The sequence below is a fragment of the Bradyrhizobium elkanii WSM2783 genome (genome assembly GCF_000472865.1).
In the GTDB taxonomy this organism is placed as follows: domain Bacteria; phylum Pseudomonadota; class Alphaproteobacteria; order Rhizobiales; family Xanthobacteraceae; genus Bradyrhizobium; species Bradyrhizobium elkanii_A.
In genome coordinates, this window is the sequence record NZ_AXAP01000073.1 from 1 (window position 1) to 25761 (window position 25761).

Annotated in this window: 17 protein-coding genes and 1 pseudogene; 11 read left to right on the forward strand and 7 right to left on the reverse strand. The window is 63.4% G+C overall.

Annotated features, from left to right (window positions below):
• Positions 1-504: 504 nt before the first annotated feature.
• Positions 505-1179, forward strand: coding sequence for a class I SAM-dependent methyltransferase (locus tag YY7_RS54190; RefSeq protein ID WP_051397142.1), 675 nt, complete (start codon positions 505-507; stop codon positions 1177-1179).
• Between the two features lie 3 nt (positions 1180-1182).
• Here YY7_RS54190 and YY7_RS0138220 read toward each other — a convergent pair whose 3' ends face one another.
• Complete coding sequence (locus YY7_RS0138220) at positions 1183-2862, reverse strand: methyl-accepting chemotaxis protein (RefSeq protein WP_028167779.1); 1680 nt, start codon at positions 2860-2862, stop codon at positions 1183-1185.
• Between the two features lie 155 nt (positions 2863-3017).
• Complete coding sequence (locus tag YY7_RS0138225) at positions 3018-4193, reverse strand: NnrS family protein (RefSeq protein WP_349642703.1); 1176 nt, start codon at positions 4191-4193, stop codon at positions 3018-3020.
• A gap of 136 nt (positions 4194-4329) precedes the next feature.
• On the opposite strand from YY7_RS0138225, the pseudogene YY7_RS63820 reads away from it, so the two are divergent.
• Positions 4330-4576, forward strand: a pseudogene (locus tag YY7_RS63820) (helix-turn-helix domain-containing protein); the annotation flags it as partial.
• 304 nt (positions 4577-4880) lie between these two features.
• Here the strand turns inward: YY7_RS63820 and YY7_RS61035 are convergent.
• Positions 4881-5081, reverse strand: coding sequence for a hypothetical protein (locus YY7_RS61035; RefSeq protein ID WP_210385126.1), 201 nt, complete (start codon positions 5079-5081; stop codon positions 4881-4883).
• 156 nt (positions 5082-5237) lie between these two features.
• Between YY7_RS61035 and YY7_RS61040 the strand changes: the two genes are divergently transcribed.
• Together YY7_RS61040 and YY7_RS0138250 are read left to right on the forward strand one after the other, a co-directional pair.
• Positions 5238-5378: a hypothetical protein gene (locus YY7_RS61040; RefSeq protein WP_155255498.1), complete on the forward strand. Its 141-nt coding sequence runs from the start codon at positions 5238-5240 to the stop codon at positions 5376-5378.
• Between the two features lie 1083 nt (positions 5379-6461).
• A complete protein-coding gene (locus tag YY7_RS0138250; protein ID WP_028167781.1) occupies positions 6462-7718 on the forward strand; it encodes an aminopeptidase in 1257 nt (418 codons plus the stop codon).
• Positions 7719-7876: 158 nt separating this feature from the next.
• On the opposite strand, the gene YY7_RS0138255 is transcribed toward YY7_RS0138250, so the two are convergent.
• From YY7_RS0138255 to YY7_RS0138265, 3 genes are all read right to left on the reverse strand, one after another.
• Positions 7877-8689 (reverse strand): MBL fold metallo-hydrolase, encoded by an 813-nt coding sequence (locus YY7_RS0138255; RefSeq protein WP_028167782.1) that lies wholly within the window; start codon positions 8687-8689, stop codon positions 7877-7879.
• 112 nt (positions 8690-8801) lie between these two features.
• Positions 8802-10325, reverse strand: a complete 1524-nt coding sequence (locus YY7_RS0138260; protein WP_028167783.1) for a hypothetical protein — start codon at positions 10323-10325, stop codon at positions 8802-8804.
• Positions 10322-11074, reverse strand: coding sequence for an ABC transporter ATP-binding protein (locus tag YY7_RS0138265; RefSeq protein WP_028167784.1), 753 nt, complete (start codon positions 11072-11074; stop codon positions 10322-10324). The genes YY7_RS0138260 and YY7_RS0138265 overlap by 4 nt, the downstream gene beginning before the upstream one ends.
• 294 nt (positions 11075-11368) lie before the next feature.
• On the opposite strand from YY7_RS0138265, the gene YY7_RS0138270 reads away from it, so the two are divergent.
• From YY7_RS0138270 to YY7_RS0138295, 6 genes are all read left to right on the forward strand, one after another.
• Positions 11369-12244 (forward strand): branched-chain amino acid ABC transporter permease, encoded by an 876-nt coding sequence (locus YY7_RS0138270; RefSeq protein WP_028167785.1) that lies wholly within the window; start codon positions 11369-11371, stop codon positions 12242-12244.
• A 5-nt stretch (positions 12245-12249) separates the two neighbouring features.
• Positions 12250-13401 (forward strand): branched-chain amino acid ABC transporter permease, encoded by a 1152-nt coding sequence (locus YY7_RS0138275; protein ID WP_028167786.1) that lies wholly within the window; start codon positions 12250-12252, stop codon positions 13399-13401.
• A complete protein-coding gene (locus YY7_RS0138280) occupies positions 13398-14156 on the forward strand; it encodes an ABC transporter ATP-binding protein (RefSeq protein ID WP_028167787.1) in 759 nt (252 codons plus the stop codon). The genes YY7_RS0138275 and YY7_RS0138280 overlap by 4 nt, the downstream gene beginning before the upstream one ends.
• 4 nt (positions 14157-14160) lie before the next feature.
• Entirely contained in the window at positions 14161-14949 is a 789-nt protein-coding gene (locus YY7_RS0138285; RefSeq protein ID WP_028167788.1) for an ABC transporter ATP-binding protein, read from the forward strand.
• 90 nt (positions 14950-15039) lie between these two features.
• A complete protein-coding gene (locus YY7_RS0138290) occupies positions 15040-16878 on the forward strand; it encodes an AMP-dependent synthetase/ligase (RefSeq protein WP_028167789.1) in 1839 nt (612 codons plus the stop codon).
• A 173-nt stretch (positions 16879-17051) separates the two neighbouring features.
• Positions 17052-18251 carry an ABC transporter substrate-binding protein gene (locus tag YY7_RS0138295; protein ID WP_028167790.1) on the forward strand — a complete coding sequence of 400 codons (1200 nt, stop codon included), beginning with the start codon at positions 17052-17054 and terminating at the stop codon, positions 18249-18251.
• 153 nt (positions 18252-18404) lie between these two features.
• On the opposite strand, the gene YY7_RS0138300 is transcribed toward YY7_RS0138295, so the two are convergent.
• A complete protein-coding gene (locus tag YY7_RS0138300; RefSeq protein ID WP_028167791.1) occupies positions 18405-19139 on the reverse strand; it encodes a transglutaminase-like cysteine peptidase in 735 nt (244 codons plus the stop codon).
• Positions 19140-19817: 678 nt separating this feature from the next.
• On the opposite strand from YY7_RS0138300, the gene YY7_RS0138305 reads away from it, so the two are divergent.
• On the forward strand, positions 19818-25730 hold the full coding sequence (locus YY7_RS0138305; RefSeq protein WP_028167792.1) for a nidogen-like domain-containing protein: 5913 nt from the start codon (positions 19818-19820) through the stop codon (positions 25728-25730).
• The last annotated feature ends 31 nt before the right edge of the window (positions 25731-25761 follow it).

The following is a 25761-nucleotide window of genomic DNA, read 5'->3' on the forward strand; positions in this document are numbered from 1 at the left end:
TCTCCGCCGTCGCCCGCGGCCTGATGGATTCCGGGCTCGCGCTGCGCGCGCCCCGGAATGACAACCGGTTATTGCTGAGGTCGAGAGCGGACCCCGGGTACGCTGACGCTCCACCCGGGCTGCGGCCCTGAAGGTTTCGCTCGGCGCCGGAGCTAATTTACTCCGGCTTCGCCACGCCCACCGCCGTCATTCCGGGACGATGCGCAACATCGGGCCCGGAATCCATTTCTCCGTCGTTGCCCGCGGCCTGATGGATTCCGGGCTCGCGCTGCGCGCGCCCCGGAATGACAACCGGTTATTGCTGAGGTCGAGAGCGGGCTCGGGGTACGCTTTCGCTCCACACGGGCTACGACACCTTTCGTGTGACCGCATCCATCTCCTCACAACACGCAATGCTGTCGCAATGCCGCGCGTCGATGATGCGCGTGTCTTGATCCGAATCGCATCTGGGGCTTGTGGCGCGGCGCTGGGACACTGTGCTTATTATTGCAAGGTCATGGACTCATGTCTCACGATGCCACATCGTTTTTTCTCTCTTGGCTGTTCAACCCGCGTCGGGTCGGCGCGGTCGCCCCGTCCGGCAACGCGCTTGCCGAATTGATCACCCGCGAGATCACACCGTCATCCGGCCCGATTATCGAGCTCGGCGCCGGCACCGGCGTCTTCACCTACAAGCTGCTGCAGAAGGGAATCAGGCAGCAGGATCTCACCATCGTCGAATACGGATCCGAATTCGTCCAGATCCTGCAATTGCGCTTTCCCGGCGCGCGCGTGCTGTGGATGGACGCGGCGCGGCTCGGCACGGTGAAGCTCGCCGATGACGGCTCGGTCGGCGCGGTCGTGAGCGGCTTGCCGTTGCTGACGATGTCGCCGCGCAAGGTGCTGTCGATCGTAAGCGGCGCGTTTCGCTATGTGCGTCCGAACGGCGCGTTCTATCAGTTCACCTACGGACCGAGGGCGCCGATCCCGCGGCCGATCCTCGATCGGCTCGGGCTGAAGGCCACGCTGGTCGGGCGCACCATGAGCAACCTGCCGCCGGCCTCCGTCTATCGGCTGGTGCGACGCGCGCCGTCCCGCTTCTCCACGCTGCGTCCCGGCGCGATCGAGGATCAGTCGCAGCTTGACAATCTCGACCTGCGACCGCGATTGGCAGTTCCTACGGTGCTGGAGCCGAGCTAAGCCTCACGCCGCGCGGATATTGGCGAGGAAGCCGTCGACCTTGCCTCGCAGCATCTCGGCCTGCTTGTTGAGCTCTTCCGCCGAATCCAGCACCTTGCCCGCCGCCGTGCCGGTCTCACCCGCGGCGCGGGTGACGCCGTCGATATTGCTGGAGACCGCGCTGGTGCCGTGCGCGGCTTGCTGCACGTTGCGGGCGATCTCTTTGGTGGCCGAGCCCTGCTGCTCGACCGCCGCCGCGATCACGGTGGTGATCTCGTTGATTCCGCCGATCGTGCCGCCGATGCCTTCGATCGCGTGCACCGCGTCCGTCGTCGCGCCCTGCATCGCCGCGACCTGCGCGGAGATCTCCTCGGTCGCCTTCGCGGTCTGGCTCGCCAGCGACTTGACCTCGCTCGCCACCACGGCAAAGCCGCGCCCGGCCTCGCCGGCCCGCGCCGCCTCGATGGTGGCGTTCAGCGCCAAGAGGTTGGTCTGGCTCGCGATATCGCTGATGAGCTTGATCACGTCGCCGATCTTCTGCGCCGCCGCTGAGAGGCCTTGCACCGTCACATTGGTGCGGTTGGCCTCCTCCACCGCCTGCTGCGCGACGCGGGTCGATTCCGCAACCTGGCGTCCGATCTCGGAGACCGAGGACGACAATTCTTCCGTCGCCGCGGCCACGGTCTGCACGTTGGCGGAGGCCTGCTCGGCGACGGCGGAAACCGTCGTCGCCTGGCGGCTCGCTTCCGAGGCCGCGCCCGACATGCTGTTCGAGGTCGTGCGCAGACCGGCCGCGGCGCCCGCCAGCGCATCGAGCGAACTGCGGACGCTGTTCTCGAACTCGTCGGCCATCTTGCCGAGCAGGCTGATCCGCTCGGCTTCGGCCCGCTTCTTCAATTCGTCCTGTTCGCCGCGCAGCCGCGCCGCATCGATCATGTTGTTCTTGAACACTTGGACCGACTGCGCCATCGCGCCGACTTCGTCGCGGCGCTCCTGCGCGGGGATCACGGTGTCGGTCGCGCCGTCGGCAATCTTGCGCATGGCGGCGGTCATGCCGGTGATCGGGCCGACAATGCTGCGCCCGATCAGGAAGCACATGCCGGCAACAAGCAGCAGCGCGACGGCGAGGATCGAGCCGATCCAGCGCGCCTCCGACCAGAAGATCGCATCGATGTCGTCGAGATAGATGCCGCCGGCAAGGGCCCAGCCATAGGGTTTGAATTCGGTCGCATAGGAGATCTTCGGGATCGCCTCGCCGCCGGCCGCGCGTGTGAAGCGGTACTGCACGAAGCCGCCACCCTGCGGCGCCATCTCGACCTGCCGGCGGGTATAGAACACACCGTCCGAATCAGCCGTATCCATCAGGTTCTTGCCCTCGACCTTCGGATTCGGATGCGACTCGACGACGCCTTGCTTGCCCAGGGCATAGAAATAGTCGTCCTTGCCGAAGCGCAGCGTGCGCAGCAGCGCCTTGCTTCGTTCGAGGACCTGCGCGTCGGAAAGGCCGGCCTTCCTGGCGGCCTCGTAGTCCTGCTCCACCGTCTGCTTGGCGAGTAGGACCAGATCCTGCAGCTTGGCCTTGCGATCCTCGAGCAGATTGTTCTTCAGCGCCTGCAGGCCGACAAAGGCCACGGCGACAATGCCGAGCACCGAAACTCCGACCATGATCATCAGCTTGGAGGAAATCCTGAGATTGCCGAGCATCGCACACCTTTTCTGGAGCTTCCGGCGGCTTCGGCCGCCGATGGTTCCGAAAGGATTAATGCGAATTGGTGAAATTGCCCCTAATGGACGCGACCGCAGGACCTTCCGGCTGCAGTCGATCACCTCTTCAAACAGAGCAAATCCGCGTCGAAACGTCACGCCTTTCGCGGCGAGCACAATGCGGGACCGTAGAGCGCGACGAAGCCGATGAAGGCGATCGCCCAGGCGGCGCCGGCCACCGTCAGCAGCGGGATCATGTGCGCCGGCTCGAGCGAGGCGCAGATGCGTGCGAGTGCGGCGATAACGATCGCGGCATAGATCACCTGTGTCCCTGCGGAAGCCTGCAGCGCGCGGCCGGTATGGCCGAGGGTGGCGCGGGTCATCACCGCAAGCGTCATCCCGCCGATGGCGCCGCCGGTCCAGGCATGGATGCCGGCGCCCACCGGAACGAGGTCGATCGCAGCCAGTCCGGTCAGGATGAAGCCCACCGGTATGAACGCGTAGGCCAGGTGCAGGATCAGCACCAGGCGGTCGGACAGGGTCCGGTATCCGGCCCAGCGCCCAAGCCGGATCAGATGGAAGGCGCCGGCGGGCAATAGCAGCGCCGCGGTCAACGCGCCCAGCGGCATCGCCACCCACGCCAGCAGCGCGATGCCGCCTGCCGCGACCGTGATGCTGTCGAAGCCGCCGAACGGAGTCGGCATCTGGCCGGCGGGTTGGCGCGCGAGCCAGTTGCGCGTGAAGCTCGGAATGATGCGACCGCCGATCAGTGTGACCAGCATGATCACCAGCGCGATCGCAAACCGCGTCGAATAATCGGCGAGCCCGTTGAGATGTGCCTCGATGTGGAAGGCCAGATTGGCGAACGAGAGCAGCGAAACGATCGCCACGACCGGGAGGTTGCTCCATTTGCGTCCCGCCACGATCTCGCGCGCGGCCGCCGTCGCCAGCAGCGTGAGGAACGCGACATCGATCACAGCGGTAGCAGCCCATCCGATCGATGCCGAGAGGAAGATCGCGATCCGGCCGGCGATCCAGGTCGAGACCAGCGCTGCCAGCGAATTGCCCTGCAGCGGCAACCGCCCGGTCCAGTTCGGCACCGCGGTCAACAGGAAGCCGCCGATCACGGCGCTGACATAGCCGAACAGCATCTCATGCACATGCCAGTCGCGCGGCGAGAACGCCGTGGTCAGGGCCAGATGACCTTCATACACCGGCAGCCAGATCAGGATCATCGCGCCGGCATAGGCCGAGCTGAGCAGAAAGAACGGCCGGAAGCCGTAGGAGAGCACGGCCGGCCCCTGATACTGGCGCAATCTTGGGATCGACATGGCTGCCATCCGCTCGTGTACTTGTTGCTACTTTCCCGCCTCGGCGGGGGTATATTCAGCCTTAGCGTTCCGAGGTCCTGCGCGATTTGCGTCAGGACAACGTTCCGGAGGAATGTGGGCAACGGCCTCCGGTTCCATCTCGCATACGGTGCTTCGCCTGGGGAAGCAGGCTGGCCGCCGGATCGAGACCGGCATCGAGATCGATTTTCCGATCGGCCGCCAGGACGTCGGCCGAGATGACCGGCACCACGCTGCACACGGTCAGCCGCATCTTGAGCGCATGGGAGCAGCAGGGCCTCGTCGAAGGCGGCCGCCAGCGCATCGTGCTGCGTGATCCGCACAAACTGTTCGGCACTGGCCGAAGGCCGCATTCCCTTCGCTAGATCCGGTGGCTGACGGACGCCGGCCGCAGGGGACGCACCGCACCTGGTATGATCGGCTTCGTGGCGATCCCATGACCGAGGGTTGTGTCGCGGTAGCTCTACCCGCAAATTGCGGGTTCCGTCTCGTGGTCCCGTCCGTTGCTATCGTCAACCGCCCGGTGTGTCGGGCGGATTGATCGGCCCGCCCGGCATCTGGAGCATGATCCGGAAAAGTGGAAGCCGGTTTTCCGAAAAGATCATGCTCAAACAAAGAGATGAGATCATGATTCGATTCCGTCTAATCGAATCATGATCTAGTGGTGCGCTACTCCGCCGGCTTGCTGAGATTCGGCGCGACCACGGTCGGATCCAATCCGAGCAGCAGGGCACGCTCTTTTCGCTCTTCGGCCAGAAAGCCCAGTTCGCGCTCAAGCGAACGGGCCACCGCTTCCTGGGCCGATTTGCGACGTTTGCTGTTTTCGTGAAGTCTTGGCGGTTGGGTAGTCACACAAGGTCCCCGTGTCATGAATCTGTCATGGGGTGATCGCATGGACGATTCCGTCGCCCCAAATCAAATACTTTTTAATGGCTAAGTTTGCGCACCGTCCTAATACCGACAAAGTATTCATGCAGCGAGATGAGTGTTCGGCATGCACGCGCGCCCATTCGGCCGGATGAGATGATGAAGAACAGAAGTCCGAACGCTGCCCCCTACATCCTGACCGCCCTGGCGCTCGCCGCCGCGATCTGGACCGCACTGGGCTCGCCGCACAGCGAACGGCCCGTCACGAAGCAAGTGGCCCACAGCAGCGTGGCGCCGTGAGGCTGCGTGGCGGCCGCTGTTCCTGATCGTGTAAAGCAGCGTCCTCAGCACATCGATTCGTGTAGCCGGGCGCCGCCTCAACCACCACTCTTCGTCATTCCGGGGCGCGCCTCTTGGCGCGAGCCCGGAATCCATCGGGCGGCAGGCGCGAGGGCGAAATGGATTCCGGGCTCATCGCTTCGCGACGCCCCGGAATGACGATGTGGCTGCTTTCGGTGCGACAAATCAACCCGACGGGCAAATCAGCTAAAGTCTGTCCAGCCCTGCAGCGAAAAACATTCCGCTTTCGCCGTCGGGCAAATCAGTGATTTAACTCCGCGCGTCTCACGGCGGATGAGGGGCGGGTCGCGATCGTCACGAACGTTGCGGTGAGATGCGGTGGACGCAGGTATTGCGAGAGACGAACGCAACACCGGCGGACGGTGAAGTCGTGTGGTTCTGGCGCCCCGACGCTGGCGCTAAGCTTCTAACGAAGTGACGGTGGCAAGAAAGCCCGGTCACCGGGAAGAGCACGAAGGAAACCGTAAAACCATCGCGCAGGGAAAGCCGGAATGCTTCGGTTGAACCTGTGGTCCTACCCCCGTGCTTTTTGTTGCACGGGACCCACGGGTGCAACCGGCACCCGGCTTTCCCTGCGCCCTCTGTTCAATGAGAGGGTGGAAAGGTACGCAAAGCTCGGGCAAAGCATGCCGCGAGAACGCGAACTCGCATCCCCACTGCTGTTTGAAATTTGAATCATGACTTGCGGCGACGCCGTAGGGTGGGCAAAGCGAAGCGTGCCCACCATCGCGAGTACAGCACTGGATGGTGGGCCCGGCGCAAGTGCGCCTTTGCCTACCCTACGGCTTTCGCGGGGACGACAATCGTAGGATGGGTAGAGCGAAGCGAAACCCATCATTCGTGCCCCTTGCCGCCGAAGTCGATGGGTTTCGCTTCGCTCTACCCATTCTACGGGTCCGCTCTCCCCACGTCGTCCCGGACTTCCATCCGAAATGGTCGACCGGGTGCTGTCCTCGGTGAAACGTTGAAGGGCCCGCGCCGATCGCCTATCTCTGCTAAAGCCACCGATTTCAAGGATCCCGAATGACCGCATCGCAACGCAACCTTTCCGCCGCAATCGATCCCGAAAAGCTCGACCGTCTCGCCGAAGTCGCCATCAAGGTCGGGCTCGGATTGCGGCCGGGACAGGACCTGCTCCTGACCGCGCCGTCGTCGGCGCTGCCGCTGGTGCGGCGGCTCGCGGTGCATGCCTACAAGGCCGGCGCCGGGCTGGTCACGCCGATCCTCTCCGACGAAGAGGTCACGCTGGCGCGCTATCGCCATGGCCATAACGAAGGCTTCGATCGCGCGGCGAACTGGCTCTATGAGGGCATGGCAAAGGCGTTCTCCGCCAACACCGCGCGGCTGGCGGTGGTCGGCGACAACCCGATGCTGCTGTCGGGCGAGGACCCGACCAAGGTTGCGCGCGCCAGCAAGGCCAATTCGGTCGCCTATCAGCCGGCGCTGGAAAAGATCGTCAATTTCGAGGTCAATTGGAACATCATCGCCTATCCCAGCGCATCCTGGGCCAAGCAGGTTTTTCCTGACGATCCCTTGGAGACCGCGGTGGGGAAGCTGGCGGACGCGATCTTTGCGGCGTCCCGCGTCGACCAGGACGGTGCGGTCGCCGCCTGGGAGAAGCACAATGCGGTCTTGCGCGAGCGAACCCAATGGCTGAACGGCCAGCGCTTTCACGCGCTGCACTATACGGGACCGGGGACCGATCTCACGATCGGGCTCGCCGACGGCCATGAATGGGAAGGCGGCGCGTCGGTTGCCAAGAACGGCGTCACCTGCAACGCCAACATCCCGACGGAAGAGGTTTTCACCACCCCGCATTGCCGCCGCGTCAGCGGTCACGTCGTGAGTTCGAAGCCGCTGTCCTATCAGGGCACCCTGATCGACAATATCCAGGTCAGGTTCGAGGAAGGGCGGATCGTCGAAGCCAGGGCCTCGTGCGGCGAAGAAGTCTTGAAAAAGGTGCTCGACACCGACGAGGGCGCGCGCCGCCTCGGCGAGGTCGCGCTGGTGCCGCACTCCTCGCCGATCTCCAAGAGCGGACTGCTATTCTTCAACACGCTGTTCGACGAGAACGCCGCCTCGCATATCGCGCTCGGCCAGTGCTATTCGAAATGCTTCGTCGACGGCGACAAGCTGACCCCGCAGCAGATCGCAGCGCAAGGCGGCAATCAGAGCCTGATCCATATCGACTGGATGATCGGCTCCAGCCAGACCGACATCGATGGCGTCAGGACCGACGGCAGCCGCGTCCCCGTGTTCCGCAAAGGCGAGTGGGCGTAGGCGAGGATCTCCCTCTCCCCGCCCTTCGCGGGGAGAGGGTCGGGGTGAGGGGCCCTCTCTGCAAATACGATGGTAGCGATGTGCGCGGAGGCTCCCCCTCACCCGAAATTCAAGCGAAGCTTGAATTTCGAACTCTCCCGCAAGCGGGGCGAGGTGAACTACACGCCGCCGAGGATGATCACCGTCGGAGTCGATGGCAGCGTGTCGCGCGAAATCTTAAGCGTCCGCTCACTGCGCTGGTCGATCTCGAACTGCTGGCCGATCAGGCGCATGAATTCGTCGAGCGGGGTGGCGAAGCGGTGCATCGGCAGCACCACGGCGGCGCGCAGCCGCTTGGTGATTTCGGAGACGCCGGAAAGCGACATGGTGAAGGTGCCGTCGATCGGCACCATCACGATGTCGAGCCGGCCGATGGCCGCGAAATGGCTCTCGTCGAGCTTGTGGTGCAAATGGCCGAGATGGCCGATGCAGAGGCCGGCGACCTCGAAGATGAAGATCGAGTTGCCGTCCTTGATCATCTCGCCGCCGGAGTCCTCGCCATAGGTGCGGCGGATGTCGGTGGTGACATTGCGGACGAAGACATCGCCGATCCGCATCGCATAATGGGCGGGCTGACCGTTCTCGCCCCAGCCTTGCAGCACATGCGGGATCTTCGGATCGGGAAACAGCGTGTAATGCGTGCTATGCGCCCGGTTCATGGTGATGACATCAGGCAGGCGGCCGGTGCGGTAGGCACCATTGTAGTCGGTCGCGATCCGGATGCCGCCGGGGGTATCGATGTAATAGGTGGAGTGCCCGGCATAGGTGATCCCGACCTCGTCGGCCTTGGCGAGCCGGCGCAGGCTGACCGGCGTGGCGCGCGGCGGTGCATTGGCCATCGCCAGGCATTCGCTGCGCTGGGCGTCCTGCCCATGGGCCGCGATGCTGAGGAGGCCGAGCAGGGCAAGGGCGGCGAGGATCGATCGCAACATGGGCAAGGTCCGTCGGCGGTGACGTCCATGCCACTCTACCGTCGAATCCGGTGGCCGTCATGGGTCTTGCCGGCAGGCTTTCGCACGATCCTCTCGCAATGACGGCGGTAGCTCACTCCCGCCGCGGGCTGATCTTCCAGGTCGTGGCGAGCACCATCAGCGTCATCGCGCCGGTGATAACGGCCGCGATCGGCATTGCCAGCGCGAGCGCGGACGTCGCCGCCCAGCCGATCGAGCAGAAGGCTTCCGCGAAAGTGGCGACGCGCGAGGAGGTCTGGCGGCGGCGAAACTGGCTGCGCTTGGCCTGCACGCGGAACCAGAGCTGGATCGTGGCGGCCGAGATCGTGGCGATGGTCACGCCGAGCGCGGTGACAGCCGCCTGCAGCACCGAGGCGAACGCCAGTGCGATGACGAACGGCGCGACCACCAGCGCGATCGAAAGCAGCACCACTTCGATCTTGGCGCGGATCACCTGCGAGGGCGACAGCGGCGCGGTCGCGACCAGGTCGGCCGCGTCTTCGCCCGATATCGTCAGCCAGGCGAGGCCGCCGGCAAGCTGGCCCGCCGCCATCACGATAACGGGCGTGATGAGCGTCAGGCCGGCGGAGCCATCGGCAAAGCTCCGCCACAGCATCAGCGCCGGCGGTGCCAGGTAGAGCAGTTGCATCAGGCTCTGCGACAGCAGCCAGGGATCGCGCCGCAGCAGCACGAACTCTTTCCAGCGCAGCGCCTGCTGGCGCGAGCCGCGCTGGAATGTCCGCAGCTTGGCCGTTCGGCTGGCCATCGCCGGGTTCGCCGAGATGCTGATGATGGTATCGGCAAAGCGCGGCGAGAATGCCACGATCACGACGCCGAGCAGCATCAGGCTGAAGACGAGCAGGAGCGAGAGCGCCTCGCCGTCGCCGAGCATGGCGCGGGCCGGCCACCACAGCATGCTGCCGGCATCAGGCGCGAAGCCAGCCATGGTATCGGAGGTCAGGACGGCGAAACGCGAGAGTGTGCCGTAAGAGAGGATCGCGGCGATCTGCAGCGCGATCACGAAACCGGCGCCGATGATCGCGGCCAGCACCTGCGCTACCAGGCGGGTGCGGCGCGGGCCGATCAGGTGGAACAGCGCCACCGTGAGGGCGGTGGCGACCGCCGCGGCCGAAAGGCCGATCGCGATGACGACGCCGAACGCGGCGAGCCAGCGCGGTCCGCCGCTGACCACCAGCACATCGACGAAGGGCGTCGAGAACAACAGCGCCATGCCGGTGACCTGCAGTGCGATGGCGGCAATGCGGACCGAGAAGATATTGGTGAGCCGGACCGGCGAGGACATGATCAAATCGAGGTCGGCGCGGGCGTAAAATACCCGCGTCACCGATTCGACCGCCTGCGAGAGGATCAGCGCCCAGGCGAGGAAGATCGTCGACGACATCACGATCAGCGCGGACTTGTCGAGCGGCAGCGTCAGGTTGGCAAAACGGCCGACCACCGCATAGGCCGGCAAATGCAGGATGGCGGCGAAAATGACGAGGCCGATCACCGCGCGTTTGCGGCGGCCCTGTCGGCCGGTCATCATCGCCAGCCATTCGCGCCAGGCGAGGCGGATTTCGTGCCGGGCGAACCAGGTGAGGTCGGTCGCCGAACTCATGCGGCGGCCGCCTCGGTCTCGACCAGGGCGATAAAGGCGTCTTCGAGGCTGGTGTCGTTGCGGCCGTTGCGCTGGCGCAGTTCCGCGAGCGTGCCTTCGGCCACGAGCCTGCCCTTGGCGATGACGCCGATGCGGTCGGCCATGCGCTCGGCGACTTCAAGGATGTGCGTGGTCATGATCACGGTGGAGCCGCCGCTCACGCGCTCCTGCAACAGGCCCTTGACGTGGCGGGCGGAGAGCGCGTCGAGGCCGGTCAACGGCTCGTCGAGGATGATCAGGCGCGGGTCGTGGACCAGCGCGCCGGCGAGCGCCACCTTCTGGCGCATGCCCTTGGAGAATCCCTCGCAGCGCTCGTGCAGATGCGGCTCGAGCCCGAGCGAGACGAGGAGGTCCTGGGCTGAGCGTTCGGAAAGGCGGGGATCGATGCCCCAGAGGCCGGCGACGAATTCGAGATATTCGAGGGGGGTGAGCTTGTCGTAGATCATCGGCTCATCCGACACCCAGGCCAGGATCTGCTTGGCGGCGATCGGATCGGCGAGGGCGTCGATGCCGAAGATCGACACCGAGCCGGCGTCGGGCTTGAGCAGGCCGGCGACCATCCGCAGCGTCGTGGTCTTGCCGGCGCCGTTCGGCCCGAGCAGCGCGTAGAACTCGCCGGGGCGCACAGTGAGATCGAGCGCGTCGACCGCCGGCCGGTCGAAACGCTTGGTTAACCCTCGCACTCCGAGTGCTGGCGCATCTGATGGCATGATGTGGGGACGGTCCAGGTTGATGTCTGGTTGCGGACCATGGGCCGAAAAGCGTTTCGGCGCGGTGAATCGCAGGCCGCAAAACGCCGGCAATGCGCGGGAACGTTCGGCGGCGGCATTTCTGCGCAATTATGCCAGACGGCGGGCGCAGCGCTTTGTTGACTCTGGTTCCTGCTTTGCGCTCAAATCGCCGCCGGACATAGGCAGCTTCCAGCGCTCCCGAAAAGAGGAGGGCGGAAGCGGGATGCAACGAGCGGTCACCAAGAATTTGCCGTGCATCGGGGAGGGAAAACGATGCTGGACTTTGTTCAGCAGCTCGTGAGCGGCATTGCGCTTGGCTGCGTCTACGGCCTGATCGCGCTCGGCTTCGTGCTCGTTTACAAGGCAACCGAGGTCGTCAATTTCGCCCAGGGCGACCTGATGATGCTCGGCGGCTTTTTCGCCTTCACCTTCATCGGCATGCTCGGCCTCAATTACTGGATCGGCTTTGCCGGCGCGGTGGCGGCGATGGCGCTGTTCGGCATGCTGGCGGAGCGGGTGGTGGTGCGGCCGATCCTCGGCTATCCGCAGTTCTCCGTCATCATGGCGACCATCGGCCTCGGCTATTTCCTGCGCTCGGTTGCCGGCATCATCTGGGGGACAGACGACTTCAAGATCGAGACGCCGTTCAGCCAGGGCGTCCTGCGCATCGGCAGCCTGGTGCTGGCCTACGACAAGCTGTCGGTGATCGCGGCGACGATCATCCTGTGTGCGCTGCTCTATCTGTTCTTCAACCGCACCACGCTTGGCACCGCGATGCGGGCGAGCTCGGAGAACATGCTGGCCGCCTATTACATGGGCATCCCGGTCAAGCGCGTGGTTTCGATCGTATGGGCGATCTCGGCGGCGGTCGCCACCTGCGCCGGCGTGCTGCTGGCGCCGATTACGTTCATTCACTCCAATGTCGGCCTGGTGCTGGGATTGAAGGCGTTTCCGGCCGCCGTCCTCGGCGGCTTCGGATCGATCCCTGGCGCTGTGGTCGGCGGCGTGCTGATCGGTGTGATCGAGAGCATGGCCGGCTTCTATCTGCCCCAAGGCTGGAAGGACGTCGCGCCCTACATCGTGCTGCTCGCGGTGCTGCTGCTGAAGCCCGAAGGCCTGTTCGGCCTTCACGTGCGCAAGAAGGTTTGAGCAGCATGCGGTTCCTGTTCAAGACCGACTACGAAGACGACATCAAACTGTTCCCGCATTCGGGTTACGTCTTCTCCTATGGCCTGTTGCTGGCCCTGCTCCTGATCGCGCCGCACGTGCTCTCGAGCTATCTGATGAGCCAGCTCGTCTTCGTCTGCATTTATGCGACGGTCGGCGTGGGGCTGTTGATCCTGACCGGTTTCACCGGGCAAGCCTCGCTTGGGCACGCGGCGTTTCTCGCGATCGGCGCCTACACCGCTGCCTATCTGCAGCAGTTCAACGTGCCCTTTCCGGTCTATTTCCTGGCCGCCGGGCTGCTCACCGGCGTGGTCGGCGCGCTCGTCGGCTTCCCGGCGCTGCGGCTGCAGGGCATCTATCTCGTCATTGCCACCATCTCCTTTGCCTTTATCGTCGAGGAGATCCTGGCGCGCTGGGAGAGCGTGACCCATGGCAATGAGGGCATGCGGGTCAAGACACTCTATTTCTTGGGCACCGCAGTGCCGCGCGACGGGCCGACCTTCTATTATCTCTGCCTTGCGGTGCTGGTGCTGACTATCGTCGGCTCGCTGAACCTTTTGCGCTCGCCGACCGGCCGTGCCTTCGTCGCGATCCGCGACAGCGAGACGGCGGCCCGCAGCATGGGCATCAACGTCTCGCTCTACAAGGTGAAGTCTTTTGCCATCAGCGCCGCCATCACCGGCTTTGCCGGCGCCTTGTTCGCGCACAAGCTTTCGTTCATCAGCCCGGAGATGTTCACGCTGCAGCTCTCGATCGAGTTCATCATCGTGATTCTGATCGGCGGCACCTTCAGCCTGCACGGCGCGGTGCTGGGCGCGATCTTCCTTGTCATGATCGATCCGTTCCTGACCTATCTGAAAGACGACATGCCCGGCGTGATCGCAGGCCTCGCCGCGACGCTTGGCGCAGGCCAGGAGCGCGCCGCGCATATCCAGAACTCAGTCGCCGCGTTTGCCTCCGCCAATGGCCTGAAGGGCGCGATCTACGGCATCATCATCGTGCTGTTCGTGCTGTTCGAACCGCTCGGTCTTTACGGCCGCTGGCTGAAGATCAAGCTCTTCTTCCAGCTCTTCCCGCTTTACAAGCGCGCCACCTTCAAGCGGCAGAAGATCTATGTGAAGTCGGAGCGGAACCGATGAGCTATTTCCGCGCCGAGAATCTCTCGCTTCACTTCGGCGGCCTCAAGGCGGTCGATGCCGTGAGCTTCGCGGTCGAGAAGGGCGAGATACTTTCGATCATCGGGCCGAACGGCGCAGGAAAAAGCTCGATCTTCAACCTGATCTCGCGCATCTATCCGCCGACCTCGGGAAAGATCTTCTTCGAGGATCAGGACATCACCGAGCAGCCGGCCTACGACATCGCCAAGCTCGGCATCGCCCGCACCTTCCAGAACATCGAACTGTTCGAGAATGCGACGGTGCTTTCCAATCTGCTGGTCGGCCGTCATCGCCACTCCACCACACAGCTCTGGCAGGAGCTATTGTTCCTGCCGAGCGTGCGCGCGAGCGAGAAGGTGCATCGCCGCCGCGTCGAACAGGTGATCGAATTCCTCGATCTCGAGCCCTATCGCGACAAGCTGATCTCCGGATTGCCGTACGGCGTGCGCAAGGTGATCGAACTCGCTCGCGCGCTGTGCTCGGAGCCGAAGCTGATCCTGCTGGACGAGCCATCGTCGGGACTGAACGTGGAGGAAACCGACGACATGTCGTTCTGGATCCGCGACATGAGATCCGAACTCGGCATCACCGTGCTGATGGTCGAGCACGACATGACATTGGTGAACCGTGTCTCGGATCGCGTCATCGCGCTGAACTACGGCCGGGTGCTGGCGATGGGTTCGCCTGCGGACGTGCAGCAGCATCCCGACGTCGTCGCGGCCTATCTCGGAGCATGACGCCATGATCGCCGCCGTCACGCCCGAGACCATCCTGAAGCTCAGCAATATCGAGAGCTATTACGGGCCGATCATGGCGATCCGCGGCATCAGCCTGGAAGTGCCGCGCGGCAGGATCGTCACGCTGCTAGGGGCGAATGGCGCTGGCAAGACCACGGTGCTGAAGACGATTTCCGGCATCCTCGATCCGCAGAAGGGCTCGATCGAATTCTTGGGGAGGCCGATCCAGCGCATGGAGGCCGACAAGATCGTGCGGCTGGGCCTGAGCCACGTGCCGGAAGGGCGGGAGGTGTTTCCGTTCCTGTCGGTGCGCGAGAACCTGATGATGGGCGCCTATCCGCGCACGGATCGCGACGGCGTCGCCGAGGATCTGGAGCGCGTCTACAGCTATTTCCCGCGGCTGAAAGAGCGAATTGATCAGCCGGCCGGCCAGCTCTCTGGCGGCGAGCAGCAGATGCTTGCGATCGGGCGGGCATTGATGAACCGGCCGACGCTGCTGCTGCTCGATGAGCCATCGCTCGGTTTGTCGCCGATCCTGGTGAAGGAGATCTTCACCATCATCCGCCGGGTCAATGAAGAGCAGGGCATGTCGATCCTCCTGGTCGAACAGAACGCCAAGGTCGCGCTGGAGACGGCGCATTATGGCTATGTGCTGGAGATCGGCCGCATCGTGATGAACGATACCTGCGAGCGGTTGATGCATTCAAAGGATATCCAGGAGTTCTATCTCGGCGCCAAGGAGGCGGGTGCGCGGGGGGAGCGACGCTGGAAAAAGAAGAAAACATGGCGTTGAGAGGGACTTGGCGGTAAATTGAAGGCCTGTCGCGGAAAGATCGGCGCAAAAGCCGGCGGTCGCGACAGGCGAGGAGAGGAGGGAACGGGCATGGCCGGACCGGCGGTGCTGACGGTCGCCGACACGATCGCGAGGAGTTTTCTGCTGGCGGTGGAGACGCGTGGCGACAGGCCCGCGATCCGCGAGAAGAAATTCGGCATTTGGCAGCCAACAAGCTGGCGCGAGTGGCTGCAGATCTCCAAGGACATCGCCTACGGACTGCACGCCATCGGCTTCCGCCCCGGCGATGTCGCCTCCATCATCGCAAACGCGGTGCCGGAATGGGTCTATGCCGATATGGGCATCCTCTGCGCCGGGGGCGTTTCGTCCGGCATCTACCCGACGGATTCGCCGGTCCAGGTCGAATATCTCATCAACGATTCCCGCACCCGCGTGGTCTTCGCGGAGGACGAGGAACAGCTCGACAAGCTGCTCGCCTGCCGCGCGCGCTGCCCGACATTGGAGCGGATCGTCGTCTTCGACATGGAGGGCCTGAGCGGCTTCTCCGATCCGATGGTGATGTCGCTGGCCGAATTCACCGCGCTGGGCCGCAATCATGCGCAGGACAATGAGACGCTGTGGGACGAGATGATCGGAAGCCGGACCAGTGGCGATCTTGCGATCCTCGTCTACACCTCGGGTACCACGGGTCCGCCGAAGGGCGCGATGCACGCCAACCGCAGCGTGACGCATCAGATGCGCCACGCCAATGACCTCTACCCGTCGACCGATCACGAGGAGCGGCTGGTGTTCCTGCCGCTGTGTCACGTCGCCGAGCGCGTTGGCGGCTACTACGTCTCGGTCGCGCTCGGATCGGTGATGAATTTCGCCGAAAGCCCCGAAACCGTGCCGGACAATCTGCGCGAAGTGCAACCGACCGCCTTCCTCGCCGTGCCCAGGGTGTGGGAGAAAATGTACTCCGGCATTACCATCGCGCTGAAGGATGCGACCCCGTTCCAGAACTGGGTCTATCGCCGCGCGATGGCGGTCGGCTATAGCATGACCGATTATCGGCTCGAAGGCGAAGAGCCGCCGCTGCCGCTACGCTTTGCCAACCGACTGGCCTATTGGCTGGTGTTCCGCAACATCCGCCGCATGCTCGGGCTCGACCGCTGCCGGATCGCGTTCACCGGCGCCGCGCCGATCGCGCCTGACCTGATCCGCTGGTACCTCGCGCTCGGCATCGACATGCGCGAGGTCTACGGCCAGACCGAGAATTGCGGCGTCGCCACCATCATGCCGACCGAGCGCATCAAGCTCGGTTCGGTCGGCAAGGCCGCGCCCTGGGGTGAGGTGATGATCTGCCCGAAGGGCGAGATCCTGATCCGAGGCGACTTCCTGTTCATGGGTTATCTCAACCAGCCCGAGAAGACCGCCGAGACTATCGACGCCAGAGGCTGGCTGCATACCGGCGATGTCGGCACGATCGACAACGAAGGCTACGTCAAGATCACCGACCGGATGAAGGACATCATCATCACCTCCGGCGGCAAGAACATCACGCCGTCGGAAATCGAAAACCAGCTCAAATTCTCGCCCTATGTCTCGGATGCGGTGGTGATCGGCGACAAGCGGCCCTACCTCACCTGCCTTGTGATGATCGACCAGGAGAATGTCGAGAAATACGCCCAGGATCACGACATCCCCTTCACCAATTACGCGAGCCTATGCCGCGCGCCGGAGATTCAGGACCTGATCCACCGCGAGATCGAGGCCGTGAATGCCAATTTCGCCCGCGTCGAGACCATCAAGAAATTCTATCTGATCGAGCGCCAGCTCACGCCCGAGGATGAGGAATTGACGCCGACAATGAAGCTGAAGCGCAGCTTCGTGAACAAACGCTATGCCGCCGAGATCGAGGCGATGTACGGCGAGCGCGCGGTCGCCTAGGCACGGCTTATTACTCCCTCTCCCCGTTCTTACGGGGAGAGGGTCGGGGTGAAATTCAAGCTGCGCTTGAATTTCGACCTCTCCCCGCAAGCGGGGCGAGGTGAAGAAAAGGCGAAGGAGCCAAAACAGGCCCGGTCCTTCGCTCGATATGGGCCATGGAGAGGAGGATCATTATGTCGAAAGCGTTCAAGGCATTGGGCCTTGCGGTGGGTGCGCTGGCGCTGACCCACCTGCCGGCGTCAGCGCAAACCAAGGTCACCAATGAAGGCATCTCGGCGAACGAGATCGTCATCGGCACCCATCAGGATTTGTCCGGGCCGATCAAGGTCTGGGGTGTGCCGGTCTCCAACGGCATGAAGATGGCGGTGGAGGAGATCAATGCGAGCGGCGGTATCAACGGCCGCAAGATCAGGATGATCCTCGAGGACAATGGCTACGACCCGAAGAAAGCCGTGCTGGCCTCGCAGAAGATGGTGGAGCGCGACAAGATCTTCGCGATGATCGGCCCGATGGGGTCGCCGACCGTGCTCGCCGCGCAGGATGTGCTGTTCGACGCCGGGGTGCTCCAGCTCTTCCCGCTGACGGCGGCCGAATTCACCTTCAAGTTCGATCCGAGCAAGCCGCAGGAGCGGCTGAAGTTCAACAATCTGCTGCCTTATGTCGAGAGCACGCGCGCCGCGCTCAAATACATGGTGGAGGAGAAGAACCCGAAGAAGCCCTGCATCATGCATCAGGATGACGAGTACGGGAAAAACGTGCTCGATGGCTTCACCCAGCAGCTCGCAGCGATGAAGCTGCAGCCGGCCTCGATCACGAGCTACAAGCGCGGCGCCTCCGACTTCAGCGCCCAGGTCGCCAAGATGAAGGCCGACGGCTGCGACCTTGTCGTGCTCGGCACCGTAATCCGCGAGACCATCGGCGCGATGAACGAAGCCAGGAAGCTCGGCTGGGAGGTGACCTTCCTCGGCGCGACGCCGACCAACGTGCTCGAAGTGCCGGCGCTCGGCAAGGAAGCGGTGGAGGGCCTCTATGCGGCGTCCGGGTTCGAGATCCCCTATGAAGACACCGCCAAGGGCAAGGTGAAGGACTGGCTTATCAACTACAAGAAGATGTTCGGCACCGACGCCAACACGCAGGCGATCATCGGCTACAACGCGGTGATGACGTTTGCCTTCTATGCGCAGAAGGCGGGCAAGGATCTGACCGGCCAAAAGATGCTGGATTCGCTCGAGTCGGGCGAAAAGTTTCTCGACATCTTCAATTCGCCGCCGACCAAATTCTCCAGGAACGACCACCTCGCCAACACCATCACGCAGGTGCAGCAGATCAAGAACGGACGCTGGGTGCTGACGAAGGACAGCCTGTCGTTTTGAGGGAGTGGTTACTCGTCATTGCGAGCCAACGGGTCGCGCGCGAATGCGCGCCCGATGACAGGCTCCGCGAAGCAATCCATGCCGCCACGCGCGGAGAGATGGATTGTTTCGCCGCTACGCTCCTCGCAACGACGAAGTCCCCTAATCCGCGGGTTAGCGCAACGTCGCTTCGGCCACCAGCGGTGTATCCTCGTATCGCCGGACGCCGACCTCATCGACCACGAAAGTCGGCCGGTAGTTCCTGACGTCGGTATCGGCCACCATCATCATGCGGCGGTTGTCCAGCGTCAGCCACTGGCCATCGAGCCGGGCCGCGGCCACGGCATGATCCTCGCCGTGGAGCGTGTCATGCATGATGACGATCCGCAGGTCCTCCGGCGCCATGCCGGCCAGACGCAGCGCGACGAATTTGGCGATGGCATAGTCCTCGCAATCGCCGGCGCCGTTCGCAAAGGTCATCAGCGGCGAAGCCCAGACGTCGATCGCGCCATATTGCACGAGATCGTCCGCGGGCCTGATCGCGAGATTGACGGCGCGGTTGACTTCACCGAGCCGGGCGCGGCCCTCCGTGGCCTTCGCGCCGTCGATGACGGCCAGGAATTTCAGCGCGGCCGGCGAGACGCAGCTCTCGCGGTCGCCCTCGCACAGCGCAAGCTGCACCAGATCATCGGCGAGCCGGAGCTGCAACCCGAGCCATTTGTCGCGCAATCCGCCCTCCGAGAGGATGGCTGTCGCGCGCCCGAACGGCTCGATCGATTTCTTGATCAGGACCGCGCCCCCCGGCGACAGCAGCGTCCCCGCGCTGACGTCTGCCACCGGTGCAAGCCAAAGCAGACCAAAGGCGAACATGAGCGCGCGCAGCGCACCCGCGTAATCGAACATTCCCATCTGACACCCCCTGTCCGGGCATCGGCGGCATTCGCCAGCGCGTGACCGGATCGTTTCGTGGGAGGAGGATCGCGCGAGAGCGCTTGCGATCTGTTTAAGGAGATGCGGACGGGCGGGAGAAATGCGGAAGACGCTGAAGCCGGTCTCGCCAAAGCGTCGAAAATTTTATCGATCTTGCCAACCTCTGCGGTCGAACCTTTTCGGGGGTAACGATGTCTTATCCTTGATGTTGGCTTAATAGGCGCGCGTCCGCAGGCGGGGCTGGCGCAACAGCATCTAAAATCGTCGGACGCATCAGGCGGCCGGTCTTTCTGAACATATGACTAACGGGGCAGCTTTCCCTTGATCGGTAATCTACATCACATTGGGCGCCCGAACGCCGGTGTACGTTGCTCAGGTTGGGCGAATGACCAGCAGTCGGAAATATCCTTCCTTCGAAATAAGTAATTGAATTCACTAAAATTTTCTGCAAATTGAAATGGGGGCTCCATGCGTTCTTCTGGCACCAGCACGCGCCGGATCAAATCCGCTTCGCGCCAGGCTGGACGAAGGCTTCCCGACAACGCAGCCAATGGGTCTCGCGCTTGGCGTGCGTGCTTTCGCGTGGTTTCTCCTAATGGTATGTGTAGGTTTGGCTAAGGAAATTTACATTTTTATTAACTATTTCTGGTGGGGGCATTGAAGTACGACGACACAGTTGCGTCGAGTGGGCTGGGGTCTCTTTCCAACGCGCATATCGATCTTGATTCATTTTCGTTCCGCGCTGGCCACGCGGACAGCTTTACTGTTCCTGACGCGCATCTTCTGTTCTCCGGCAGCTTCCACAAATCCGGCAACGATCTCGTCATCACCGACGAGCTGCATCGCGTCGTGGTGCCGAACTACTTCCACGGCGACAAGCACCCGATGCTGGTTTCCCCCGAGGGCGCGTCGCTGGATCCGAAAGTCGTCGACGCGCTGACCGGGCACACGGTTTACGCGCAGGCGGGAGCGCCGCCAGCGGCAGAGCTGGTCGGCCATATCGCCAAGATGACCGGCAGTGCCAGCGTGGTGCGCAGCGGCGTCACCGTCGAACTGCATAATGGCGAAGCGGTCTATCAGAGCGACGTGGTGCAGACCGGCAGCGACTCTACGCTCGGCCTCGTCCTGAAGGACGGCACCACGTTCAACCTCAACGCCAACGCGCGGTTGATGCTGAACGAGCTCACCTATGACGCCAGCAGCAATTCGAACTCGTCGCTGATCACGCTGGTGCAGGGCGCCGCCAGCTTCGTCGCCGGCCAGGTCGCCAGGAGCGGCGACATGAAAGTCGCGACCCCGATCGCGACCATGGGGATCCGCGGCACCGCTGTCATCCTCGACATCTCCTCGGTCGACGGCACGGTGAAGATCTCCGTCGTCGATCAGCAGGACAACCAGGTCCATGCTGTCCAGGTCTTCAACACGCGCGGCGTTCTGATCGGCACGGTGACCAGCAATGGCAGCATCCTGACGCTGACGCCGACTGCGGCTTTCGAGCTGATCGCGCGGGAAAGCGCCAAGACGCTGGCGGAAATCGCGCAGGAATTCGCGACCTTCCAGGCGGTGCTCAATACCTACGAGATCCAGAAGGCGATCGACCCGAACCTGCCGCAGCACACCGAGAACAACGCCAATCCGCGGACGAAATTTGCGCACCTTGGCAGCTCGACCTCGCCCAATTCGCCGGCAACCGAATTCCGCTCGGCGCTCAACACTCACGTCACCAGCACCGGTAACACTGGCAACAGCCAGACCTTTTCCGTCCTGATGGGTACGGACAACGGAACCGGCATCGGCGGTACGTCAAATCAGGGGTTGTTTGATCAGGGCTTCCCGGGGCATCAGAATAATCAGCCCGCCGGGCCGCAGCCGTCGATCCCGTTCGTCGTCAATCCGCCAACGGTCACCAGGATCTCCACCACCAGCACTGGCGATCATTTCGGGCCGGTGATGAGCGCCGACGGGCAGTTCGTCACTTATGATCCTGACGGCGTCATCTACCTGTTCGACCGCGCGACCGGCGTCACCATCGTGATCTCGCCCCCCGGGGGCATCTATGGTTCGCCGACCATCAGCTCGGATGGCCACTCCGTCGTCTATCAAAGCTCCAGCGGCGTCATCTTCCTCTACAACAACGATCCGTCTTCGGCGCAGTACCACACGACGATACAGATCGGCGTGGGCACCTCGCCTGCGGTCAGCGGCGACGGCAGCAGGATCGCGGTCGAGAACGGCGGCAATATCATCGTCTACGATCGGCAGGGACACGTCCTCACCACGATCACGCCCGCCGATGCCGGCGCCGGCGGATCATTGCTGAAGCCGGCGATCAGCGCCGACGGCCATGTGGTTGCGTTCTGGGGTGCCGATCCCGGAGGCAGCTCGGGCCATCTCTACGTCTATGATCGGTCGACCGGGGTCATCAGCACGATCGCGGACACCGCGCAGGGGGTCGGCGCGAGCGCCGCCTCGCTCAGCGCCGACGGCCGCTATGTCGTCTATCAAAGCGCCGATGCGAACGGGCACTCGGAAATCTACCTCTACGACCTGCAGACCCACCAGATCGTCTTCCACACGTCGAACCCGAGCGGCGGCAGCTACAACCCCGTCATCAGCCCCGACGGCCATTTCATCATCTTCGCGAGCGACGCCGCGTTGACGTCGAACGACCACAATTCGGTTGCCGATACCTACGTGGTCAATCTCACCGATCCCGCCCATCCGAAGATCATGCTGGTTTCGACCGCGGCCGATGGAGCGTCGGGTAACGCTGCCTCCAACCTCGGCGCAACCATCAGCGCCGGCGGCCTGTTCATCGCCTTCGGCAGTAACGCGTCGAACCTTTCCACCGCGGACGGGCCTGGCGGCGATATTTTCGTGGTCGATCCGAGTTCGGGCCGCAACGCGATCGTCGAGCAGACCGCCAACTCGGGGTCGGTCCTGACGACAAGCGGAAAAGTCGGCATCAGCGGGGGAATCAACGACGTCTCGCTCTCCGTCACCGACGCGGCGGGCAATCCGACCGGTCTGCTGCACGCGAGCTTCAGTGCCGACGGCAACTTCGTGAACTGGACGTTCGCCGAGAACAAATCGGATTTTGGCTTGCTGGTCTATGGCGACACGGCGACCCAGCAATTCCTGATCAAGCTCACCTATAATGGCGGCACGACGACCATCCCGATCACGATCGGGGTCCACAATGCCGTTCCGCCGACCATCCCGGTGGCGGACACACCTCCGGTCGTTCACGACGCCACGCTCGCGGTGTCCGAGGGCGGCGCAGTGCTGCTGACGCCGGCGAACATCAACGTCACCGACCTCGACGATTCCAGCTTCACCTTCACGGTCACCAATGTCACGCATGGCAAATTCCAGGTGTGGGGTGGCGAAGGCTGGATTGATGCTACCACCTTCACCTCGGCCGAACTCGCCGCGGGCCGCGTCCAGTTCGTTCACGACGGCTGCGAAGCCGCGCCGACGTTCTCGATCCAGGCCAGCGACGGAGAACTGCTCTCCAATGTGAAGGCGGGCAGCATTGCCTTCACCAATGTCAATGATGCGCCGACGGTGGCGGCCGGAACGGTGACGAGCGGCGTGATCAACGTGGCCGTCTCAAACGGCGGGTATGACCATGTCAGCCCGGAGGTTGCCGCCAAGCTTCAGGCTTCGGGCCTGATCAGCGGCCTTTCCGGGGAGGGTTATGGTACGCTCGCGCTCGACCCCGGCGACGACAATTCTTCCGGCCCCATCACAATTACCTCGGTGTTCGGCGATAACGGCATCAATTTCTTCGGCCATCACTACACCTCGCTCTACATCAACAATAACGGCAACATCACCTTCGGCTCGCCGACCGACGCCTATACGCCCAGCGCGATCGATGCGGGCTTGAATAATCCGATCATTGCGGTGTTCTGGGCCGACGTTGATACCCGCGGCCATGGCAGCGTCTATTACGATCTCGACGCGGCTGACGGCGTGATGACCATCACCTGGGATGATGTCGGCTATTTCGATCAGAGAACGAACAAGCTGAATTCGTTCCAGCTCGTTCTGATCAGCCAAGGCAACGGCAATTTCGACATCCAGTATCGCTACGGCGATATCGATTGGACCACGGGTGACGCCAGCGGCGGTTCCGACGGTCTTGGCGGCACCCCCGCGCGCGCCGGCTACTCGGCCGGCGACGGCAAGCATTATTACGAGCTGCCGCAATCCGGAAACCAGGACGCGCTGCTCACCCTTCCGACCACCGACGGCAATACCGGCATCGACGGCGTCGATCAGTTCGAGGTGCACAACGGCGAGGTGGGTCTCACCGCGACCGGCACGATCAATTTCGCCGATCCTGACCTCAACGACGTCCATACCGCCACCAGCCTCTATACCGGCAGCGGCACTGCGCTGGGAACGCTGACGCTTGTCAAGCTATCCGATATCGGCGGTGTCGGCGGGCAATTCGTCTGGACCTACACCGCCGATCCCGCCGCCGTGCGGCAGGCGCTTGACGGCTTGCCGGGTCATAGCAAGGTCGAGACCTTCAACGTCGTGATCAGTGACGGTCACGGCGGCACGCTCACCCAAACCGTATCAGTCACGCTGAACGAGATCGGCAACCACGCGCCGGTGGTCTCGGGCGCTGTCACGGGATCAGTGACGGAAGATGGCAGCCCCAGCACGCTCAACGCGCTCGCCAACGCGTCCGATTCCGACCAGGATACGCTCACGGTCGTGGACGTTCCGACGCAGTTGCCGGCGGGCGTGTGCTACAATGCGGCCACGCATTCCTTCACGCTCGATCCGAGCGTTACCGCCTACCAGCATCTGGCTCAGGGCGAGCAGGCAACGGTGACCGTCAACTATGGCGTCTCCGACGGCCACGCCACCACGCCGGCGTCGGTGTCGTGGACGATCACCGGCACCGATGATGCGCCGGTCGCAACGCCGGTGACATTGGCGAACGGCACCGAAGACGCATCCTACGTGATCCATGCCTCCGATCTTCTGGCCGGCGTGAGCGATGTCGACAGCCAGTCGCTGTCAATCACCGGCCTCAATATTGCCAGCGGCGGCGGCAGTCTCGTCGACAATCACAACGGCACGTGGACCTACACGCCGGCGGCGGGCTATGCCGGCCCGGTCAGCTTCACCTACACCGCCTCCGACGGAACACTGAGCGCGAGCTCGACGGCAAACTTGACGCTGGACTACGAGACCGCGGTCGCCCCGATACTGACGGTCGGCGCGAACGGCACGTTCGAACAGGCCGAAGGGCCGGAGCACACCCCGATCATCGTTCCGATCTCGGTCTCCATTGCCGGCGACACCCATCCCGACGAGACCTATGTCACGATCTCGGGCGCGCCGGTCGGATCGATCTTCAATCACGGCGTTTACAACGCCGTCGACGATACGTGGCGGATCGACGCCGCCGACCTCGGCGGCAACCTGACCCTCACCACGCCGCTGGACTATTGCGGAAGATTCTCGCTGACCGTGACGGCCACCAGCGTCGTTCATGGCAGCCACACCTCCGCAACCACGCCGGCGCAGACCCAGGCCGTGGTCGTCGATCACGTCGATTCCGACCAGGTGGTGACGCCGGTTGCGGTCACCGTGCATACGCCCAGCGGTTACGACTTCAGCACGTTCTATGACGACCTGGCGGCGGGCCAGTTCGCCAGCACTGACGGCATTCATGCCTTCGTCGTCAACTTCGACAAGGGCATCACATTCGAGATGGTCGGAAGCGGTTACAGCTACGATCCGCAAACGAACTCCTTCTCCAACATCATCAACGAAATCGATATTTTCCGCACAACAGACCCGGGCCAGGCCACGCCGGAGCATCTCTTGGTCAGCACCCATGGCTGGAACATCAACGTCCAGGCCGTGGTCAATCCCACCGATGCTCCGTCGGATCCAATGGGCCAGTCTGCCGGAACAGGCGCGGTCGGCGACGTCTTCAGCGCTGTCGCTTTCAATTATGTCGGCAGCGTCGGCGCCGATGTGTTCATGGCCAGCGATCATCCCGATGTCTTCAACGGCCTCGGCGGTCCGTCCGGCCCGAACGATCCGGGCAGCGACACTGTGGACTACTCGCACGCAAGCGGTCCCGTCAGCGTCAACCTGCTCACCGGTGCGACCTCCGGCACCGCGGCCGAAGGCGACATCTTCTCCTCGATCGAGAACCTGCGCGGCACCGCTTTCGACGACACGCTGATCGGCGACGGCCACAACAACATCCTCTCCGGTGGTGGCGGCAACGACACGCTCTTCGGTGGTGGCGGCAACGACACTTTCGTCTTCAAGCAGAATGCCATGGGCCACGCCACGATCGGCGATTTCACGCCGGGCCAGGACAAGATCGAGCTGGACTATGTCGCCTTCGATCCGAACTCTCAGGAGAGCTTTAACGCCTGGTTCCAGGATCACGTCGCCGCCGCGCCGAACGGCCATGACGTGCAGATCGACCTCGACGGCAACGATCACAACACCATCCTGCTGAAGAACGTCGCGCTGGCCCAACTGCACGCCAACGACTTCATCCTTCCGCCGGGCAGTGTCTGACCAAACCGGCCCGCACGCCTGGGTGCACCGC

Bases quoted from the DNA above. Each gene is read 5' to 3' on its own strand.
- YY7_RS0138280 (WP_028167787.1), top strand. From the start codon at position 13,398: ATGAGCTATTTCCGCGCCGAGAATCTCTCGCTTCACTTCGGCGGCCTC.
- YY7_RS0138250 (WP_028167781.1), top strand. From the start codon at position 6,462: ATGACCGCATCGCAACGCAACCTTTCCGCCGCAATCGATCCCGAAAAG.
- YY7_RS0138270 (WP_028167785.1), top strand. From the start codon at position 11,369: ATGCTGGACTTTGTTCAGCAGCTCGTGAGCGGCATTGCGCTTGGCTGC.
- YY7_RS0138255 (WP_028167782.1), bottom strand. From the start codon at position 8,689: ATGTTGCGATCGATCCTCGCCGCCCTTGCCCTGCTCGGCCTCCTCAGC.
- YY7_RS61035 (WP_210385126.1), bottom strand. From the start codon at position 5,081: ATGACACGGGGACCTTGTGTGACTACCCAACCGCCAAGACTTCACGAA.
- YY7_RS0138290 (WP_028167789.1), top strand. From the start codon at position 15,040: ATGGCCGGACCGGCGGTGCTGACGGTCGCCGACACGATCGCGAGGAGT.
- YY7_RS61040 (WP_155255498.1), top strand. From the start codon at position 5,238: ATGAAGAACAGAAGTCCGAACGCTGCCCCCTACATCCTGACCGCCCTG.
- YY7_RS0138265 (WP_028167784.1), bottom strand. From the start codon at position 11,074: ATGCCATCAGATGCGCCAGCACTCGGAGTGCGAGGGTTAACCAAGCGT.
- YY7_RS0138295 (WP_028167790.1), top strand. From the start codon at position 17,052: ATGTCGAAAGCGTTCAAGGCATTGGGCCTTGCGGTGGGTGCGCTGGCG.
- YY7_RS0138285 (WP_028167788.1), top strand. From the start codon at position 14,161: ATGATCGCCGCCGTCACGCCCGAGACCATCCTGAAGCTCAGCAATATC.
- YY7_RS0138220 (WP_028167779.1), bottom strand. From the start codon at position 2,862: ATGCTCGGCAATCTCAGGATTTCCTCCAAGCTGATGATCATGGTCGGA.
- YY7_RS0138275 (WP_028167786.1), top strand. From the start codon at position 12,250: ATGCGGTTCCTGTTCAAGACCGACTACGAAGACGACATCAAACTGTTC.
- YY7_RS0138260 (WP_028167783.1), bottom strand. From the start codon at position 10,325: ATGAGTTCGGCGACCGACCTCACCTGGTTCGCCCGGCACGAAATCCGC.
- YY7_RS0138225 (WP_349642703.1), bottom strand. From the start codon at position 4,193: ATGTCGATCCCAAGATTGCGCCAGTATCAGGGGCCGGCCGTGCTCTCC.
- YY7_RS54190 (WP_051397142.1), top strand. From the start codon at position 505: ATGTCTCACGATGCCACATCGTTTTTTCTCTCTTGGCTGTTCAACCCG.
- YY7_RS0138300 (WP_028167791.1), bottom strand. From the start codon at position 19,139: ATGGGAATGTTCGATTACGCGGGTGCGCTGCGCGCGCTCATGTTCGCC.